At 67.4% G+C, this 18634-nt stretch carries 16 protein-coding genes; 12 read left to right on the top strand and 4 right to left on the bottom strand.

Features of this window, described 5'->3' with window-relative positions; all coding sequences use genetic code 11:
- Positions 1-81: 81 nt before the first annotated feature.
- The gene (locus OG758_RS22450; protein ID WP_266673328.1) at positions 82-3981 is read left to right on the top strand and encodes a DNA-directed RNA polymerase subunit beta'; all 3900 of its coding nucleotides are present in this window, start codon (positions 82-84) and stop codon (positions 3979-3981) included.
- 852 nt (positions 3982-4833) lie between these two features.
- On the opposite strand, the gene OG758_RS22445 is transcribed toward OG758_RS22450, so the two are convergent.
- Both OG758_RS22445 and OG758_RS22440 read right to left on the bottom strand, forming a co-directional pair.
- Positions 4834-6261, bottom strand: a complete 1428-nt coding sequence (locus tag OG758_RS22445; RefSeq protein WP_442810432.1) for an IS1182 family transposase — start codon at positions 6259-6261, stop codon at positions 4834-4836.
- Between the two features lie 137 nt (positions 6262-6398).
- Positions 6399-6800, bottom strand: a complete 402-nt coding sequence (locus tag OG758_RS22440) for a hypothetical protein (RefSeq protein ID WP_326711621.1) — start codon at positions 6798-6800, stop codon at positions 6399-6401.
- 167 nt (positions 6801-6967) lie between these two features.
- Between OG758_RS22440 and OG758_RS22435 the strand changes: the two genes are divergently transcribed.
- The 5 genes from OG758_RS22435 (at position 6968) to tuf (ending at position 12222) form a co-directional block, all read left to right on the top strand.
- Positions 6968-7441, top strand: a complete 474-nt coding sequence (locus OG758_RS22435) for a hypothetical protein (protein ID WP_326711620.1) — start codon at positions 6968-6970, stop codon at positions 7439-7441.
- A 438-nt stretch (positions 7442-7879) separates the two neighbouring features.
- A complete protein-coding gene (rpsL, locus tag OG758_RS22430; protein WP_003948652.1) occupies positions 7880-8251 on the top strand; it encodes a 30S ribosomal protein S12 in 372 nt (123 codons plus the stop codon).
- Positions 8252-8253: 2 nt separating this feature from the next.
- The gene (rpsG, locus tag OG758_RS22425) at positions 8254-8724 is read left to right on the top strand and encodes a 30S ribosomal protein S7 (RefSeq protein WP_081218873.1); all 471 of its coding nucleotides are present in this window, start codon (positions 8254-8256) and stop codon (positions 8722-8724) included.
- A gap of 39 nt (positions 8725-8763) precedes the next feature.
- On the top strand, positions 8764-10890 hold the full coding sequence (fusA, locus tag OG758_RS22420) for an elongation factor G (protein ID WP_326711619.1): 2127 nt from the start codon (positions 8764-8766) through the stop codon (positions 10888-10890).
- Between the two features lie 138 nt (positions 10891-11028).
- The gene (gene tuf / locus OG758_RS22415; RefSeq protein ID WP_100594894.1) at positions 11029-12222 is read left to right on the top strand and encodes an elongation factor Tu; all 1194 of its coding nucleotides are present in this window, start codon (positions 11029-11031) and stop codon (positions 12220-12222) included.
- A gap of 102 nt (positions 12223-12324) precedes the next feature.
- Here the strand turns inward: tuf and OG758_RS22410 are convergent, their stop codons facing one another.
- Both OG758_RS22410 and OG758_RS22405 read right to left on the bottom strand, forming a co-directional pair.
- Positions 12325-14373 carry a PIG-L family deacetylase gene (locus OG758_RS22410; RefSeq protein WP_405656650.1) on the bottom strand — a complete coding sequence of 683 codons (2049 nt, stop codon included), beginning with the start codon at positions 14371-14373 and terminating at the stop codon, positions 12325-12327.
- 206 nt (positions 14374-14579) lie between these two features.
- Entirely contained in the window at positions 14580-14891 is a 312-nt protein-coding gene (locus OG758_RS22405; protein ID WP_326711618.1) for a hypothetical protein, read from the bottom strand.
- Between the two features lie 491 nt (positions 14892-15382).
- Here OG758_RS22405 and rpsJ point away from each other — a divergent pair, with 491 nt between their 5' ends.
- From rpsJ to rpsS, 6 genes are read left to right on the top strand one after another with little or no spacing between them, the layout of a single operon-like run.
- Positions 15383-15691, top strand: coding sequence for a 30S ribosomal protein S10 (gene rpsJ, locus OG758_RS22400; protein WP_003948644.1), 309 nt, complete (start codon positions 15383-15385; stop codon positions 15689-15691).
- Between the two features lie 14 nt (positions 15692-15705).
- Complete coding sequence (gene rplC, locus OG758_RS22395) at positions 15706-16350, top strand: 50S ribosomal protein L3 (protein ID WP_100594886.1); 645 nt, start codon at positions 15706-15708, stop codon at positions 16348-16350.
- A 7-nt stretch (positions 16351-16357) separates the two neighbouring features.
- Positions 16358-17011, top strand: coding sequence for a 50S ribosomal protein L4 (gene rplD, locus OG758_RS22390; RefSeq protein ID WP_100594885.1), 654 nt, complete (start codon positions 16358-16360; stop codon positions 17009-17011).
- Positions 17011-17427 (top strand): 50S ribosomal protein L23, encoded by a 417-nt coding sequence (gene rplW, locus OG758_RS22385; protein ID WP_100594884.1) that lies wholly within the window; start codon positions 17011-17013, stop codon positions 17425-17427. The genes rplD and rplW overlap by 1 nt, the downstream gene beginning before the upstream one ends.
- 39 nt (positions 17428-17466) lie before the next feature.
- Complete coding sequence (rplB, locus tag OG758_RS22380; RefSeq protein ID WP_266561187.1) at positions 17467-18303, top strand: 50S ribosomal protein L2; 837 nt, start codon at positions 17467-17469, stop codon at positions 18301-18303.
- A 12-nt stretch (positions 18304-18315) separates the two neighbouring features.
- Entirely contained in the window at positions 18316-18597 is a 282-nt protein-coding gene (gene rpsS / locus OG758_RS22375; protein WP_100594882.1) for a 30S ribosomal protein S19, read from the top strand.
- Positions 18598-18634: the final 37 nt, after the last annotated feature.

The following is an 18634-nucleotide window of genomic DNA, read 5'->3' as shown; positions in this document are numbered from 1 at the left end:
CCCGGGACCGTTCAGACCATGATGAAGCGCCTTACTTCGCTAACGCGAGGGGCACAACCCCGAAAGAGGGATTGACGCACAGTGCTCGACGTCAACTTCTTCGACGAGCTGCGGATCGGCCTTGCCACCGCGGACGACATCCGGACCTGGTCTCACGGCGAGGTCAAGAAGCCCGAGACCATCAACTACCGCACCCTCAAGCCCGAAAAGGACGGACTCTTCTGCGAGAAGATCTTCGGTCCGACCCGGGACTGGGAGTGCTACTGCGGTAAGTACAAGCGTGTCCGCTTCAAGGGCATCATCTGCGAGCGCTGCGGCGTCGAGGTCACTCGCGCCAAGGTGCGTCGTGAGCGGATGGGCCACATTGAGCTGGCCGCCCCTGTCACGCACATCTGGTACTTCAAGGGCGTTCCGTCGCGCCTCGGCTACCTGCTTGATCTCGCCCCGAAGGACCTCGAGAAGGTCATCTACTTCGCGGCGTACATGATCACGTTCGTGGACGAGGAGCGCCGCACCCGCGACCTGCCCTCCCTCGAGGCGCACGTCCAGGTGGAGCGTCAGCAGATCGAGAACCGTCGCGACTCCGACCTGGAGGCCCGCGCCAAGAAGCTCGAGACCGACCTGTCCGAGCTCGAGGCCGAGGGTGCCAAGGCCGACGTGCGCCGCAAGGTGCGCGAAGGTGCTGAGCGCGAGATGAAGCAGCTGCGCGACCGTGCGCAGCGCGAGATCGACCGCCTCGACGAGGTGTGGAACCGCTTCAAGAACCTCAAGGTCCAGGACCTCGAAGGTGACGAGCTGCTCTACCGCGAGCTGCGTGACCGCTTCGGCACGTACTTCGACGGCTCCATGGGTGCCGCTGCCCTGCAGAAGCGCCTGGAGTCCTTCGACCTCGAGGAGGAGGCCGAGCGCCTCCGCGAGATCATCCGTACCGGCAAGGGCCAGAAGAAGACCCGTGCGCTCAAGCGCCTCAAGGTCGTCTCCGCGTTCCTGCAGACCAGCAACAGCCCCAAGGGCATGGTGCTCGACTGCGTGCCGGTCATCCCGCCGGACCTGCGTCCGATGGTGCAGCTGGACGGTGGCCGCTTCGCGACCTCCGACCTGAACGACCTGTACCGCCGCGTGATCAACCGCAACAACCGCCTGAAGCGACTCCTTGACCTCGGTGCCCCCGAGATCATCGTGAACAACGAGAAGCGCATGCTTCAGGAGGCCGTCGACGCGCTCTTCGACAACGGCCGTCGTGGTCGCCCGGTCACGGGCCCCGGCAACCGTCCGCTGAAGTCGCTGTCCGACATGCTCAAGGGCAAGCAGGGTCGTTTCCGTCAGAACCTGCTCGGCAAGCGAGTCGACTACTCGGCGCGTTCCGTCATCGTCGTCGGCCCGCAGCTGAAGCTGCACCAGTGTGGTCTGCCCAAGGCCATGGCGCTGGAGCTCTTCAAGCCGTTCGTGATGAAGCGCCTGGTCGACCTGAACCACGCGCAGAACATCAAGAGCGCCAAGCGCATGGTCGAGCGCGGCCGCACGGTCGTGTACGACGTCCTGGAAGAGGTCATCGCCGAGCACCCGGTTCTCCTGAACCGTGCGCCGACGCTGCACCGCCTCGGCATCCAGGCCTTCGAGCCGCAGCTGGTCGAGGGCAAGGCCATCCAGATCCACCCGCTCGTCTGCACTGCGTTCAACGCGGACTTCGACGGTGACCAGATGGCCGTGCACCTGCCGCTCTCCGCGGAGGCGCAGGCCGAGGCCCGCATCCTGATGCTGTCCTCGAACAACATCCTCAAGCCGGCCGACGGCCGTCCGGTCACGATGCCGACCCAGGACATGGTCCTCGGTCTGTTCTTCCTGACCACCGACGGTGAGCTCCGTGACGTCAAGGGCGAGGGCCGTGCGTTCGGCTCCACGGCCGAGGCGACCATGGCGTTCGACGCCGGCGAGCTCGCGCTGCAGTCGGCCGTCGACATCCGCTTCCCGGTGGGCACCATCCCGCCGCGCGGCTGGACCCCGCCGGTTGCCGAGGAGGGTGAGGCCGAGTACCAGTCGGGCGACAGCTTCCGTCTGCGTACGACGCTGGGCCGCGCGCTCTTCAACGAGCTGCTGCCCGAGGACTACCCGTTCGTCGACTACTCGGTCGGCAAGAAGCAGCTCTCCGAGATCGTCAACGACCTCGCCGAGCGCTACCCCAAGGTCATCGTGGCGGCGACGCTCGACAACCTGAAGGCGGCCGGCTTCTACTGGGCGACCCGTTCCGGTGTCACCGTGGCCATCTCCGACGTCGTCGTTCCCGAGGCGAAGAAGGAAATCGTCGCGGGTTACGAGGCGCAGGACGAGAAGGTCCAGAAGCAGTACGAGCGCGGTCTGATCACCAAGGACGAGCGCACTCAGGAGCTCATCGCGATCTGGACCAAGGCGACCAACGAGGTTGCCGAGGCGATGAACGCGAACTTCCCGAAGACGAACCCCATCTTCATGATGGTTGACTCGGGTGCCCGAGGAAACATGATGCAGATGCGTCAGATCGCGGGTATGCGTGGTCTGGTGTCCAACGCCAAGAACGAGACGATTCCTCGTCCCATCAAGGCGTCCTTCCGTGAGGGCCTCACCGTTCTGGAGTACTTCATCTCCACGCACGGTGCCCGTAAGGGTCTGGCGGACACCGCCCTGCGTACCGCCGACTCGGGTTACCTGACCCGTCGTCTGGTGGACGTCTCGCAGGACGTCATCATCCGCGAAGAGGACTGCGGTACCGAGCGTGGCCTCAAGCTGAAGATCGCCGAGCGCGGAGCCGACGGCACGCTGCGCAAGACGGACGACGTCGAGACCTCGGTGTACGCCCGCATGCTGGCCGAGGACGTCGTCATCGACGGCAAGGTCATCGCGCCGGCCAACGTCGACCTCGGTGACGTCCTGATCGACGCGCTGGTCGCCAACGGCGTCGAGCAGGTCAAGACCCGCTCGGTCCTGACCTGTGAGTCCGCGGTCGGCACCTGTGCCTTCTGCTACGGACGCTCGCTGGCCACCGGCAAGCTGGTCGACATCGGTGAGGCGGTCGGCATCATCGCCGCCCAGTCCATCGGTGAGCCCGGTACCCAGCTGACGATGCGTACCTTCCACACCGGTGGTGTGGCCGGTGACGACATCACCCAGGGTCTGCCCCGTGTCGTCGAGCTCTTCGAGGCTCGTACGCCGAAGGGTGTCGCCCCGATCTCGGAGGCCAAGGGCCGCGTCCGGATCGAGGAGACCGAGAAGACCAAGAAGCTCGTCGTCACCCCGGACGACGGCAGCGACGAGACGGCGTTCCCGATCTCGAAGCGTGCCCGTCTCCTGGTCGGCGAGGGCGACGCGGTCGAGGTGGGCCAGAAGCTCACCGTCGGTGCCACGAACCCGCACGACGTGCTGCGGATCCTCGGTCAGCGTGCGGTCCAGGTCCACCTGGTCGGCGAAGTCCAGAAGGTCTACAACTCGCAGGGTGTGTCGATCCACGACAAGCACATCGAGATCATCATCCGGCAGATGCTGCGCCGCGTGACGATCATCGAGTCCGGCGACGCGGAGCTGCTGCCGGGCGAGCTCGTCGAGCGCTCGAAGTTCGAGACCGAGAACCGTCGTGTGGTCACCGAGGGCGGTCACCCCGCCTCCGGCCGTCCGCAGCTGATGGGTATCACCAAGGCCTCGCTGGCGACGGAATCCTGGCTGTCGGCCGCCTCCTTCCAGGAGACGACCCGAGTCCTGACGGATGCGGCGATCAACGCCAAGTCCGACAGCCTCATCGGCCTCAAGGAGAACGTCATCATCGGTAAGCTCATCCCGGCCGGTACGGGTCTGTCCCGCTACCGCAACATCCGGGTCGAGCCGACCGAAGAGGCCAAGGCCGCGATGTACTCGGCCGTCGGCTACGACGACATCGACTACTCGCCGTTCGGCACGGGCTCCGGCCAGGCCGTTCCGCTGGAGGACTACGACTACGGTCCGTACAACCAGTAAGGCGTACGTCTGACGAAGGGCGCCCACTCCGTTTTTACGGGGTGGGCGCCCTTCGGCGTTTCCAGGAGTACTCGGCCGCGGGCGGTCAGCGGATGGGCCGGAGGCAGGACTCTCCTGGGCACGCAGCCGGATGTGGTTGTCGGGCCTGGAAGTGGTGCGGGACCTGGGCCATCTCGGGCGCGAAGCCGAGGGGCGCGGACGACGAGGGGGATGCGCGGACGACGAGGGGGATGGTGGTGATGTACCAGGCGGCGATGAAGCCGAACACCACGAAGCGCCCATGAGGAGAGGTACATGCGGCCGGTCCCGGCGAACGAGAAGCGCCGCGCGACGGCGAGCGTGACCCTGGACAGCCCCCGGGTCGCGGCCCAGGCGATCCTGCCCGGCAGCGAGTGCCAGTAGCCGGGCAGGCCTGCCCGGGCATGGCCGCCGTGTGGTGGCCGCGCCCGAGCCGGGGGCCGGGGGCTGCGGGCCGGGGGTACCGCGGGGGTCGGCCCGGCGGCCGCGTAGGGCGGCCCGTAGAGGGCCTCGGGCGCCTGCTGGGGGACGTACGGCGTACCGGACGTGGGCGGGGCGCGTGCGGGTGCCCGGGCGCCACTCCCTGCCCCGCGGGAGCAGGAGGCCGCTGCTCGATCAAGCCGTTGACCGCCGGCAACAGCGCGCGGGCGGACTCCACCTTCTGGAAGTCCTCCGGCTAGGAGCGTGAGTCAGTAACTGGCAAGCGACCGGCCTGGCCGTGGTCGATGGAATCGGTCGGTCGCCCGGCCAGCGCCTGTGAGGCGGCGGCCGGGGGCCTGCTCGTCGGGTGTTTGATCTGGCAGTGCCGTGACGGGGGGCGGGAGGCCCGGCTGGTCAGCCGGCCAGGGCGGCGAGTCCGGTGGTTCCGGTGAGTCGGAAGATCTTGCGGAGGTTGTGGCAGGCGGCCAGGAGTCGCCACTCTCCTCGGGCGCCGTCTTCGCCGCGCAGGAGGAGTTGGCGGCCGTTCTGGCAGGTCATGATCTGCCCGAAGACGGGTTCGACGATGGCCTTGCGGCGGCTGTATGCCTTGCGGCCGGGTTTGGTCCGCAGCTTGCGGGCCATGCGCTCCTTCAAGGTGGCGTCCTTGGGGATGCGTCCGCGTGGTGCGGGCGGGACCTGCTCATCGTGGGCGAGGCGGCCCGTTGCCATGAACGTGTCGGTGCCGCAGGTGAGTTGGCGGTCTTTTGCGGCTTCGAGGTTCGTATCGGAGCAGTATCCGGCGTCGACCAGTGCCTGCCCCGGGTGGATGCCGGTGTTCGCGGCGCACTGGTCGAGCATCGTGGTGTAGTTCAGGGCGTCGGATGCGTTCGTGGTCACGTCGGCGGCGGTGATGACCTGGTGGGCCTCGTCGACGACGGCCTGGGCGTTGTAGGCCTGGATGTAGGCGCCGCCGCCGTTCTTCATGATCCGGGAGTCGGGGTCGGTGAAGTTTGCCTGCGCCTTCGGCTTGGGGCGGGCCTTCGCCGCGGCCTTCTGCCCGGCCTCGGTGACGGCCTGCTCGTCGTGGGCGTGGGCGCGTTCTTGGCGGCGGCGTTCCTTCTCCTCGGCGTGCGTGCGTGCCTTCTCGGCGGCTTCGGCCTCGATCTGGGCGCGGGCGGCCTGCATCCTGGCCAGGCGCTTCTCGCGGCGGTCCAGCTCGGCGGGCAGGTCGGTGTCCTTGCCGGCGACACCGAAGATCTGGTCCTCGGCCGTGTCGCTCGCTTCGGCGTCAGCCAGCAACGCGGCGGCCGTCGCTTCCAGTTCGGCGATCTCGGCCTCGACGCGTTCCTCCTTGTCGACCAGTCGGCCATAGCTCATCGCCTTGTGCTTGGAGGCGCTGGCCTGAAGCTTCGTGCCGTCCAGCGCGACGCGGCCCATCTTGACCATGCCCAGCTTCTGCGCCAGGTGCAGGGACTGGGTGAACAGGTCGGCGAGTGCGTCCAGGTGGCGGCGGCGGAAGCGGGAGATGGAACGGAAGTCCGGTTCCTGGCCGGCGGCCAGGAACCGGAACGCGACGTCGTCGGCGCCCTTGCGCTCGATCGCCCGCGAGGAGCGGATGCCGGTGGTGTAGCCGTAGATCAGGAGGCGCACCATCAGGCGCGGATCGTAGGGCGGGTAGCCGCGCTTCTCGGTGTAGTCGGCCAGGACCGGCCCCAGATCCAGCACGTCATCGACCAGGTCGGCGACGAACCGGGCCAGGTGCCCCTCGGGCAGCCAGTCGTCCAGCGACGGCGGCAGCAGCAGGGCCTGATGCGGGTCGAACGCCCGGAACCGCTTGTCCACCGCCGACGGACGACCATGCGGCCCCTTCTTCTCGACCGGCTCGACCTCGAACATCCCATCCCCACCTTGCATACCGTCATCATTCCGCACGAATGATCACGAAACGCAAGCGGGTCGCTGATTACTCGCCCACGCTCCTAGGCATGCTCAGCGGTCGCGGGGTCGAGCAGGTACGCAGAGAGAATGCTGATCCCGGTGCGCAGTTGCTCGGCCTGGGCGGGCTGACCCGCCTGGTCGTAGGCCTGGGCCGCGGCCTCTCGTTCGGCCAGTTCGGCTCGGACGATCCGCTCGACATCGGCCTCGGTCAGCTCCCGCCGGGGTGCCTCAGCCGCGCCGGCACCCACCGGGGTCTGCTCGATCGCCGGGCTGCCGCCGGGCATTGCGGACAGCTCGACGGCCTCAGCGTTCTCGATCGCCGCCAGGGTGGAGCGGAGCACGGCCAGTGCCACCTTGTCCCGGGCCCGCATGGCAGCTGGCAGCGCAGTCCTGAGCCGCTGCAGTAGCGGCTCAGGGGCGGCTTGAAAGTTCACATTCGACATGCCGAGTACGCTACGGCCCTCCCGCCTTACGCTCGATCGATTTTCCGCAGGATCCGCAGCAGACCGTCTGTACGGCTGTCCGCCAGTTGCCGGTTACTGAGACACGCTCCTAGTCCCCGGCGATCAGTTCCAACTCTTCTTCTGTGGGCGAGAGTTGGCCCTCCTGGATGTCGCTGACGACCAGCCGCGTGTCTTCGAGGCGCTGGGCGGAGGTGAAGGGCCCACGCTTCGACGCCGCCGTGCTGGAACCGGTACCGGCAGAAGTTGATCTTCGCGGAGGCCGGTATCTGGTCCTGCTGCTGGCGCAGGACCTCCAGCTCGTGCTGCTGCCGGGCCTGGCGGAGCCGGAACTCGTGCGCGGCGTCGGGCAGCTCGGTCTCGTAGCGCAGGCTCCGCTGCTCGTGCCGGTGCGCGATCGCCTCGTCGTCCAGGCGCAGCCGCAGGACGCGGGGGCGGCCAGGCCGATGCCCGCAGTGCAGCTGCCGGCCTCCAGTGCCTCCTGCCAGTGCCTCCTGGGCCGCGTGCTCGGCGCGTGGGCTGTCCTCGATCGAGAAGCCGCGGCTGACCCGGCCGCGCGAGCTGATGGAGTTCACGGGTCAGCCGTGTCGGGGCGTCGCGCTCACCGCTCGCCACATAGGTGATCGGATTCCAGGCGGGCCAGGAAGGGGGTGCGGTCGTCGAGACCTCCGTCACCCTGATCGGTGCGCCCCTGCCATGTGCCCCCTGAGCGTTACAGCGAGCGATCAAGCTCCCCAAGCCGAGTGATGCGTGAACATGGAATGGCCAGGATCGGGCCACGAACGGATGGTTCGGGGGTGCGAGAAGTCCGGCGTGTCGCGGTGGACTGCATTTGTTTTGACCGAACCCGATGAGGTAGGTACGCTCAGACCTTGTGCCTGGGGTGTGCCTGGGCTCTCGTGCGTGTCGTCAGCCGCTGCGGGAGTCCGAGAAGGGCCACCGTAATCTGCGCCCTTCCTGCTTGGCGGCGGGAGTTCACAGTATTCGACACACCCGACCGCGTGGGTCGGGAGATGTTCCAGGTTAGTTTTACTATTCGGCACACAGAAACCGGAGAAGTAGTGCCTACGATCCAGCAGCTGGTCCGGAAGGGCCGGCAGGACAAGGTCGAGAAGAACAAGACGCCCGCACTCGAGGGTTCGCCCCAGCGTCGCGGCGTCTGCACGCGCGTGTTCACGACCACCCCGAAGAAGCCGAACTCGGCCCTCCGTAAGGTCGCGCGTGTGCGCCTGACCAGCGGCATCGAGGTCACGGCCTACATTCCGGGTGAGGGACACAACCTGCAGGAGCACTCCATCGTGCTCGTGCGTGGCGGCCGTGTGAAGGACCTGCCTGGTGTTCGTTACAAGATCATCCGCGGTTCGCTTGACACCCAGGGTGTCAAGAACCGCAAGCAGGCCCGCAGCCGCTACGGCGCCAAGAAGGAGAAGTAAGAATGCCTCGTAAGGGCCCCGCCCCGAAGCGCCCGGTCATCATCGACCCGGTCTACGGTTCTCCTCTGGTGACCTCCCTCATCAACAAGGTGCTGCTGAACGGCAAGCGCTCCACTGCCGAGCGCATCGTGTACGGCGCCATGGAGGGCCTGCGCGAGAAGACCGGCAACGACCCGGTCATCACGCTCAAGCGCGCGCTCGAGAACATCAAGCCGACCCTTGAGGTCAAGTCCCGCCGCGTCGGTGGCGCCACGTACCAGGTGCCGATCGAGGTCAAGCCCGGTCGCGCCAGCACGCTGGCCCTGCGCTGGCTGGTCGGCTACTCCCGCGCCCGTCGCGAGAAGACGATGACCGAGCGTCTCCTCAACGAGCTCCTCGACGCCTCCAACGGCCTTGGCGCCGCTGTGAAGAAGCGCGAGGACACCCACAAGATGGCCGAGTCCAACAAGGCCTTCGCGCACTACCGCTGGTAGTCGCTACCCACATCGAGACCGAGAGAAGACTGAGCCGAGATGGCTACCACTTCACTTGACCTGGCCCATGTGCGCAACATCGGCATCATGGCCCACATCGACGCGGGCAAGACGACGACCACCGAGCGGATCCTGTTCTACACCGGTGTTTCGTACAAGATCGGTGAGGTCCACGACGGCGCCGCGACCATGGACTGGATGGAGCAGGAGCAGGAGCGTGGCATCACGATCACCTCTGCTGCCACCACCTGTCACTGGCCGCTGAACGATGTCGACCACACCATCAACATCATCGACACCCCGGGCCACGTGGACTTCACCGTCGAGGTGGAGCGTTCGCTCCGCGTCCTCGACGGTGCCGTGACGGTGTTCGACGGCGTTGCCGGCGTTGAGCCCCAGTCCGAGACTGTCTGGCGTCAGGCGGACCGCTACGGCGTGCCGCGTATCTGCTTCGTCAACAAGCTCGACCGTACGGGCGCCGAGTTCCACCGCTGCGTCGACATGATCGTCAACCGCCTCGGTGCGACCCCGATCGTCATGCAGCTGCCCATCGGCGCCGAGATGGACTTCCAGGGTGTCGTCGACCTCGTCACGATGAAGGCGTTCGTCTGGTCCGCCGAGGCGGCCAAGGGCGAGGCGTACGACATCGTCGACATCCCGGCCACGCACACCGAGGCAGCCGACGAGTGGCGCGGCAAGCTGCTCGAGGTCGTCGCGGAGAACGACGAAGAGATGATGGAGCTGTACCTCGAGGGCACCGAGCCCTCGGTGGACCAGCTGTACGCGGCGATCCGTCGCATCACCATCGCCTCCGGCAAGGGCGGCGACACCACCGTCACCCCCGTGTTCTGCGGCACCGCGTTCAAGAACAAGGGCGTTCAGCCCCTGCTCGACGCCGTCGTGCGCTACCTGCCTTCTCCCCTGGACGTCGAGGCCATCGAAGGCCACGACGTCAAGGACCCGGAGACGGTCGTCAAGCGCAAGCCGTCCGACGAGGAGCCCCTCTCGGCGCTGGCGTTCAAGATCATGAGCGACCCGCACCTCGGCAAGCTCACCTTCGTCCGGGTTTACTCGGGCCGCCTGGAGTCCGGCACCGCCGTGCTGAACTCCGTCAAGGGCAAGAAGGAGCGCATCGGCAAGATCTACCGTATGCACGCGAACAAGCGTGAGGAGATCGAGTCGGTGGGCGCCGGTGACATCGTCGCCGTCATGGGTCTGAAGCAGACCACCACGGGTGAGACGCTCTGTGACGACAAGCAGCCGGTGATCCTGGAGTCCATGGACTTCCCGGCGCCGGTCATCCAGGTCGCCATCGAGCCGAAGTCCAAGGGCGACCAGGAGAAGCTGGGTGTCGCCATCCAGCGCCTCTCGGAGGAGGACCCCTCCTTCCAGGTCCACTCGGACGAGGAGACCGGCCAGACCATCATCGGTGGTATGGGCGAACTTCACCTCGAGGTGCTCGTCGACCGCATGAAGCGCGAGTTCCGCGTCGAGGCGAACGTCGGCAAGCCGCAGGTCGCTTACCGCGAGACGATCCGTCAGGCCGTCGAGCGTCACGACTACACCCACAAGAAGCAGACCGGTGGTACCGGTCAGTTCGCCAAGGTGCAGATCGCGATCGAGCCGATCGAGAGCGGCGAGTCGTCGTACGAGTTCGTGAACAAGGTCACCGGTGGCCGCATCCCCCGGGAGTACATCCCGTCGGTGGACGCGGGTGCGCAGGAGGCCATGCAGTTCGGCATCCTGGCCGGCTACGAGATGACTGGCGTCCGCGTCATCCTTCTCGACGGTGGCTACCACGAGGTCGACTCCTCCGAGCTCGCCTTCAAGATCGCCGGTTCGCAGGCCTTCAAGGAGGCCGCGCGCAAGGCCAAGCCCGTGCTGCTCGAGCCGATGATGGCCGTTGAGGTCACCACGCCCGAGGACTACATGGGCGACGTCATCGGCGACATCAACTCCCGCCGTGGTCAGATTCAGGCCATGGAGGAGCGCAGCGGCGCCCGTGTCGTGAAGGGCCTCGTGCCCCTCTCGGAGATGTTCGGCTACGTCGGCGACCTCCGCAGCAAGACGTCGGGTCGCGCAAGCTACTCGATGCAGTTCGACTCCTACGCCGAGGTTCCGCGGAACGTCGCCGAGGAGATCATCGCGAAGGCCAAGGGCGAGTAACTCACCCGAGTTCACGCTTTAGGCTTGACACCGACCGCTGGGGTTCGTGAATCCCGGACCCCGGCGGCGGGTTTCCCAGCAAAGATCACCTGGCGCCGATGAAGCAAGGCGTACAGAACCACTCCACAGGAGGACCCAGTGGCGAAGGCGAAGTTCGAGCGGACTAAGCCGCACGTCAACATCGGCACCATCGGTCACATTGACCACGGTAAGACGACCCTCACGGCCGCCATTACCAAGGTGCTGCACGACGCGTACCCGGACCTGAACGAGGCCTCGGCCTTCGACCAGATCGACAAGGCTCCTGAGGAGCGCCAGCGCGGTATCACGATCTCGATCGCGCACGTCGAGTACCAGACGGAGACGCGTCACTACGCGCACGTCGACTGCCCCGGTCACGCGGACTACATCAAGAACATGATCACGGGTGCCGCGCAGATGGACGGTGCCATCCTCGTGGTCGCCGCCACCGACGGCCCGATGCCGCAGACCAAGGAGCACGTGCTCCTGGCCCGCCAGGTCGGCGTTCCGTACATCGTCGTCGCCCTGAACAAGGCCGACATGGTGGACGACGAGGAGATCCTGGAGCTCGTCGAGCTCGAGGTCCGTGAGCTCCTCTCCGAGTACGAGTTCCCGGGCGACGACCTGCCGGTCGTCAAGGTCTCGGCGCTCAAGGCGCTCGAGGGCGACAAGGAGTGGGGTCAGTCGATCCTGAACCTCATGGCCGCCGTCGACGAGTCGATCCCGCAGCCCGAGCGTGACGTCGACAAGCCGTTCCTGATGCCGATCGAGGACGTCTTCACGATCACCGGTCGTGGCACCGTCGTCACCGGCCGCATCGAGCGTGGTGTCCTCAAGGTCAACGAGACCGTCGACATCGTCGGTATCAAGACCGAGAAGACCACCACCACGGTCACCGGCATCGAGATGTTCCGCAAGCTGCTCGACGAGGGCCAGGCCGGTGAGAACGTCGGTCTGCTCCTCCGTGGCATCAAGCGCGAGGACGTCGAGCGCGGCCAGGTCATCATCAAGCCCGGTTCGGTCACGCCGCACACCGAGTTCGAGGCCCAGGCCTACATCCTGTCGAAGGACGAGGGTGGCCGTCACACCCCCTTCTTCAACAACTACCGCCCGCAGTTCTACTTCCGCACGACGGACGTGACCGGCGTTGTGACCCTCCCCGAGGGCACCGAGATGGTCATGCCGGGCGACAACACTGAGATGAACGTTGCGCTCATCCAGCCCGTCGCCATGGAAGAGGGCCTGAAGTTCGCCATCCGTGAGGGTGGCCGGACCGTGGGCGCCGGCCAGGTCACCAAGATCGTCAAGTAATTTCCTTGACGGTTTGACCTGGTAGCTCCAGCGAGCACCAGAAAGGGCCCGTACGACTTCGGTCGTACGGGCCCTTTCGCATGCGCGCTTCTTGGTGGGGGCTCAGATCTTGCGGGCGGTCCCGGTGCCGGTGGAGCTGTCCGGGCGCCACAGCCATGGCCGGGCGGCGGGGGAGAGGCCCGCGGCCATGGGACCGCGCGGGGTGGCGCGCAGGGCGGGTCCGTCGAGGGTGACCAGGTCGCGCGCGGCCCGCTGGATCCGGCCGCGGTGCAGCAGCTGGAGCGTGCCGCCGGTGTCCCGGCCCAGGAGGTATGGCCCGTCGGCGGTCACGGGGCCGTAGCCGGGGAAGTCGACCGGAGGTCCGGCCGTCGCCGTCAGCGCCGACGAGGCGGGGGTCCGGTAGTAGAGCCGGCCGCCCGCGGCGGCCACGGCGTCGGAGGGTACCGGCAGCCCGGCGAGCGGCGCGGGTCCCTCCGGCGTCCAGTGGTGCACCGTGTCGCGTCCCGGCGCGTACACATGGACGCCGCCGTCCTCACCGACGACCGCGGTCAGACCGTCCTGCACGGGCCCGCCGCCGAGACCGCGCCACGGCGACCAGCGGCCGTCGAGGCCGCGTACCCGTGTACTGATGCCCTGGTCCGCGTCCCGTACGAAGAGATGGACCTGTCCGTCGCGGGCGGTTACGGCGATGGGGACGCCGATGCGACGGCCGCGCACGGGATCGGTCTCCGGGTTGCCGAGACCGGACCAGGAGCCGAACTCCCCGCCGGGGGCGCGCTGTTCGAGGACCACGATCTCGCGCAGGTCGGAGCCGCCGCGCCCTTCGAGGGCCGCGAGCCGCAGGCCGAGCAGTAGCTGCCGTCCGTCGCGGAGGGTCGCGGAGCCGAGGGCCGGCGCGAGCGGGCCGCCGCCCAGGTCCGTGGGCCGGCCGAAGTCCCCTTGTGGGGTCTCGCGCCAGCGGACGGCACGCATGCCGAGCACGCCGTAGCCGGTCAGCTTGCCGTCCGGTTCCTGGGCCAGGGCGATCCGTGGGCCCGGATAGCGGTAGTGCGTCGAACGGACCCAGCCCTTGTGGTTGGTGAGGGGGCGGTTCCCGCCGACGTTGTAGTCGCCGCAGCCGGAGGGGTTTCCGCACTGCCAGTCAGGGGCCGCGCCGTACGGCATCAGGTGGGCGGCCTTGGCGTGCAGCACGGCCTCGGGGAGGTTCTCGGGCCAGTGGTGGTTGTAGTAGCCGCGGAAGGCGGTGGCCGCGAACGGGGGAGGCCCGCCCGCCGCGGTCTGCGACCAGCGGATCAGCGCCGCCCAGGTGAACGCGGCCACGGCCGTGTGGTCGGCGTGGTCGGAGAAACCGGGCTGCTCGCTGTCACGTATGCGGGTCCGCAGATCGCTGTGCTGGATGTCGGGGTCCGGGTCGAGCGTGTGCACGAGGGTGGGCCGGTAGCGCTCGAAGAGGGCCACGAGTACGTCGACGAGTCCGTCGTAGTCGTACATCTGTGCCTGACGCACCGGTGACCCGTTGACGACGACCGTGCGCAGCGGCAGTCCGCGCTCCCGCCACAGTGCCGGGGCGCCCATGTGGCCCGCCGGGGTGTGCATCGCGAGGTCGAGGAAGACCAGCTCGACGCGGCGGCCCCGGTGTTCCAGGGTGTTCACCTCGGCCTGGTGCCCGCCCGCGAGCGTGGTGACCTCGGTGCGCCAGCCGGTGAAGACCGGCAGGCCGAGCTGGGTCGCATAGGACTGGCGGAGCCCCTGGTGACGGGCGGAGGCGTACGCGGACTTGTCGGCCGGGGGGTGCGGGCGGCCGGGGATCTTGTTGACGCCGTCGGCCTCGCCCGCGGTGACGTACACGCAGACAAGCGGGATACCGGTGGCGACGGCCTGGCTGGTGTCCGGGTTCATGAAGTACAGGTCGTCGTCGGGGTGGGCGAGGACCTGGAGCAGCAGGGCGTGATCGCCCTGCGCCGCGGGGCGGCCGGAGGCGGGGGAGGGGGCGGTGGCGCGGGCCGGGGGCGCGGTCGTGGCCGTGTGGACCACGAGGGCGGCCGCGGTGGCGGCGGCGACGGCGGTGCCCCCGATGAGTACGGCCCGGCGCCCGTGAACGCCGGGTGCCGCAGGGAAGCGCTCCCCCCCGTCGGCTATTCGCCCGCCGATTCCGTCCTCCGCGTTCTGATCACGCTTGTCCTGCCTACGTCCACGTCGCACGTGTCGTCCTCCGTCCGCCGTACGCAGCGGTCGGAATGTGCGCTGCTTCTCGGTGCTTCAGCCGAGAAGAGGCTCGTCAGTGGGGTCAGGTTCCATGCAAAGACATGTTCCGTTCACCCGAACCGGCGTTCTTCGCGGGCCGGGAGTTTCGCGGCTCAGCCGCTGATGCCCCACCGCACCGCCGCCGCGATCCCGAGTGTCAGAGCGGGCGCGACCCACACCCACCCGATGACCCGCCGCGCGGACGGCAGCAGCCAGAGCGCTGCCACCGATCCGGCGGCCGCAATGGTGACGGCGCACGACAGGGCGATGCCCGCGTACGCGTCGTCGTCCCAACTCCCGTACGGGCGAATGGAGATGGCCGTCCAGCAGAAGTACGCGGCGACGAGTGTGAGCACGCCGAACGGCAGGGCGAGCACCACCCGCAGACAGCCACGGTCGTCGTCCGGGCGTGCGAGGTCTGTCATCGACGCGGATGCCCTCCGATTGACTGCCGGGAGATGCCGGCGACCGGCCGGCACGAACACGCCGCCCCGCAACACCCACCCCCGGTTTGACCTTCGTCACTCCGGGGGTACTCTCTACGGCTCGATTGGCCAGGCATGGTCGGCCTGTGGCAGACTGTCGGGGTTGCTCGGTTGAGTGCCGATGCTGCGCGCCTCCCGCCGGGAGGACCGGAAGCGAGTCCCACAGTACTCGTCGCCCCATCTGCCGTAAGGCAGCGCTAGGGCGGACGTACGGGAATCTTTCGGGAAGTGCAGCGAGGTTGTTCAGCCAGGCGCCCGGTGGGTTTCTTCCCCCGGCTTCGCGGTTCTTGGGCCGCAGTCCCTCGCAGGGAAATCCGTATGGATATTTCCGTCAGTGAGACTGCGACACGCCCGACCGCGTGGGTCGGAGGAGGACGGAATAGGACCCGCCAGGTTCCAGAGCGTTTCGAGAGACAGGACTACTAGTAGCCATGGCGGGACAGAAGATCCGCATCCGGCTCAAGGCCTACGACCACGAGGTCATCGACAGCTCGGCGAAGAAGATCGTCGAGACGGTGACCCGCACTGGTGCGTCGGTCGCAGGCCCGGTGCCGCTGCCCACTGAGAAGAACGTGTACTGCGTCATCAAGTCGCCGCACAAGTACAAGGACTCTCGCGAGCACTTCGAGATGCGCACGCACAAGCGCCTGATCGACATCCTCGACCCGACGCCCAAGACCGTTGACTCGTTGATGCGCCTGGACCTTCCGGCCGGCGTTGACATCGAGATCAAGCTCTGAGAGGCGCGGAAGAGATGGCTAAGCAGATCAAGGGCATCCTGGGCGAGAAGCTCGGCATGACCCAGGTCTGGGACGACAACAACCGTGTCGTCCCGGTCACCGTGGTCAAGGCCGGTCCGAACGTCGTGACCCAGGTCCGTACGAACGACACTGACGGCTACGAGTCGGTCCAGATCGCCTTCGGCGAGATCGACCCGCGCAAGGTGAACAAGCCCCTCAAGGGCCACTTCGCCAAGGCCGATGTAACCCCGCGCCGCCACCTGGTGGAGCTCCGTACCCCCGGCGCCAGCGAGTACACGCTGGGCCAGGAGATCACTGCCGAGGTCTTCGAGGCCGGCGTCAAGGTTGACGTCACCGCGAAGAGCAAGGGCAAGGGCTTCGCCGGTGTCATGAAGCGCCACAACTTCAAGGGTGGCAAGGCGTCCCACGGTGCACACCGTGTGCACCGCATGCCCGGTTCCATCGGTGGCTGTGCCACCCCCGGCCGTGTCTTCAAGGGCATGCGCATGGCGGGTCGCATGGGCAACGAGCGGGTCACCACCCAGAACCTGACCGTTCACGCCGTTGACGCGGAGAAGGGTCTGCTCCTCATCAAGGGCGCAGTCCCGGGTCCGAACGGTGGCCTCGTCCTGGTCCGTACCGCGGCCAAGGGGGTTTGAGGAACCGATGAGCACCATTGACATCCTTTCGCCGGCAGGCGACAAGGCCGGGACGGTCGAGCTCCCCGCGGAGATCTTCGACGTAGAGAAGATCAGCATCCCGCTTCTCCACCAGGTCGTCGTCGCACAGCTGGCCGCTGCCCGTCAGGGCACGCACAAGACCAAGCGTCGTGGCGAGGTCCGCGGTGGTGGGCGCAAGCCTTACCGCCAGAAGGGCACCGGCCGCGCGCGCCAGGGTTCGACCCGTGCGCCGCAGTTCGCCGGCGGTGGCGTCGTCCACGGCCCGCAGCCGCGTGACTACTCGCAGCGGACCCCGAAGAAGATGAAGGCCGCGGCCCTGCGCCACGCCCTCACCGACCGGGCCCGCAACGCTCGCATCCACGTCGTCACCGGCGTGGTCGACGGCGGAGTCTCCACCAAGGCCGCCAAGTCGCTGCTCGCCAAGATCTCGGAGCGCAAGAACCTGCTCCTGGTGATCGACCGTGCCGACGAGGCCGCGCTGCTCTCCGCTCGCAACCTGCCCCAGGTCCACATCCTGGAGCCGGGCCAGCTGAACACGTACGACGTTCTCGTCTCGGACGACGTGGTCTTCACCCAGGCCGCCTTCGAGTCCTTCGTGTCCGGCCCGCAGGCCACTGACACCGAAGGGAGCGAAGCCTGATGGCTACGCGTCACCCGAGCATCGCCCCCAAGGCGGCCAAGGCCGCCAAGGCCGCGCGCATCGCCAAGGCGAAGCGCCACGAGGCCGAGGGCAAGAACACCGTTGAGACGCCGCTGAGCAAGAGCTTCACGGATCCCCGTGACGTCCTCCTCAAGCCGGTCGTCTCCGAGAAGAGCTACGCGCTCCTCGATGAGGGCAAGTACACCTTCATCGTTGACCCGCGTGCCAACAAGACCCAGATCAAGCAGGCCGTCCAGGCGGTCTTCTCGGTCAAGGTCACCGGAGTCAACACGATCAACCGTCAGGGCAAGCGCAAGCGGACCAAGACGGGCTTCGGCAAGCGTGCCGACAGCAAGCGCGCGATCGTGACCCTCGCTGAGGGCGACCGTATCGACATCTTCGGCCAGGCCTCCTAACGGAGCGCCTTGGTCCGAATATCGGACGAGGACTGAGAAATGGGAATCCGCAAGTACAAGCCGACGACGCCGGGCCGCCGTGGCTCCTCCGTCGCCGACTTCGTCGAGGTCACGCGGTCCACGCCGGAGAAGTCGCTGGTCCGCCCGCTGCACAGCAAGGGCGGCCGTAACAACGCCGGTCGTGTGACCGTTCGCCACCAGGGTGGCGGACACAAGCGCGCCTACCGAGTGATCGACTTCCGTCGTCACGACAAGGACGGCGTGCCGGCGAAGGTCGCGCACATCGAGTACGACCCCAACCGCACCGCGCGCATCGCGCTGCTGCACTACGCCGACGGCGAGAAGCGTTACATCGTCGCTCCGCGTGGTCTGTCGCAGGGCGACCGCATCGAGAACGGTCCTGGGGCCGACATCAAGCCGGGCAACAACCTGGCGCTCCGCAACATCCCGGTCGGTACCACGATCCACGCGATCGAGCTCCGTCCCGGTGGCGGTGCCAAGTTCGCCCGCTCCGCAGGTGCCTCCGTGCAGCTGCTGGCGAAGGAGGGCCAGATGGCCCACCTGCGTATGCCGTCCGGCGAGATTCGCCTGGTCGACGTTCGCTGCCGCGCCACCATCGGCGAGGTCGGCAACGCCGAGCAGTCGAACATCAACTGGGGCAAGGCCGGCCGCAAGCGCTGGCTCGGCGTTCGTCCGACCGTCCGCGGTGTGGCGATGAACCCGGTTGACCACCCGCACGGTGGTGGTGAGGGCAAGACCTCCGGTGGTCGCCACCCGGTCTCCCCGTGGGGTCAGAAGGAGGGTCGTACTCGTTCGCCGAAGAAGGCTTCGAACAAGTACATCGTCCGCCGCCGCAAGACGAACAAGAAGCGCTAGGAGCGGGTTTAGATGCCGCGCAGTCTCAAGAAGGGGCCCTTCGTCGACGACCACCTCGTAAAGAAGGTGGACGTACAGAACGAAGCCGGCACCAAGAACGTCATCAAGACCTGGTCCCGTCGCTCGATGATCATCCCCAGCATGCTGGGTCACACCATCGCGGTGCACAATGGCAAGATCCACATCCCGGTGTTCGTCACCGAGTCGATGGTCGGCCACAAGCTCGGCGAGTTCTCGCCGACGCGCACCTTCCGGGGTCACGTCAAGGACGACCGGAAGTCGAAGCGCCGCTAAGGCGGGGTGGAATCGACTATGACGAACACTGAAGGGA

It is taken from the genome of Streptomyces sp. NBC_01474 (assembly GCF_035918215.1).
Taxonomy (GTDB): domain Bacteria; phylum Actinomycetota; class Actinomycetes; order Streptomycetales; family Streptomycetaceae; genus Streptomyces; species Streptomyces aureus.
This window is presented reverse-complemented; position numbering and strand designations above follow the sequence as displayed.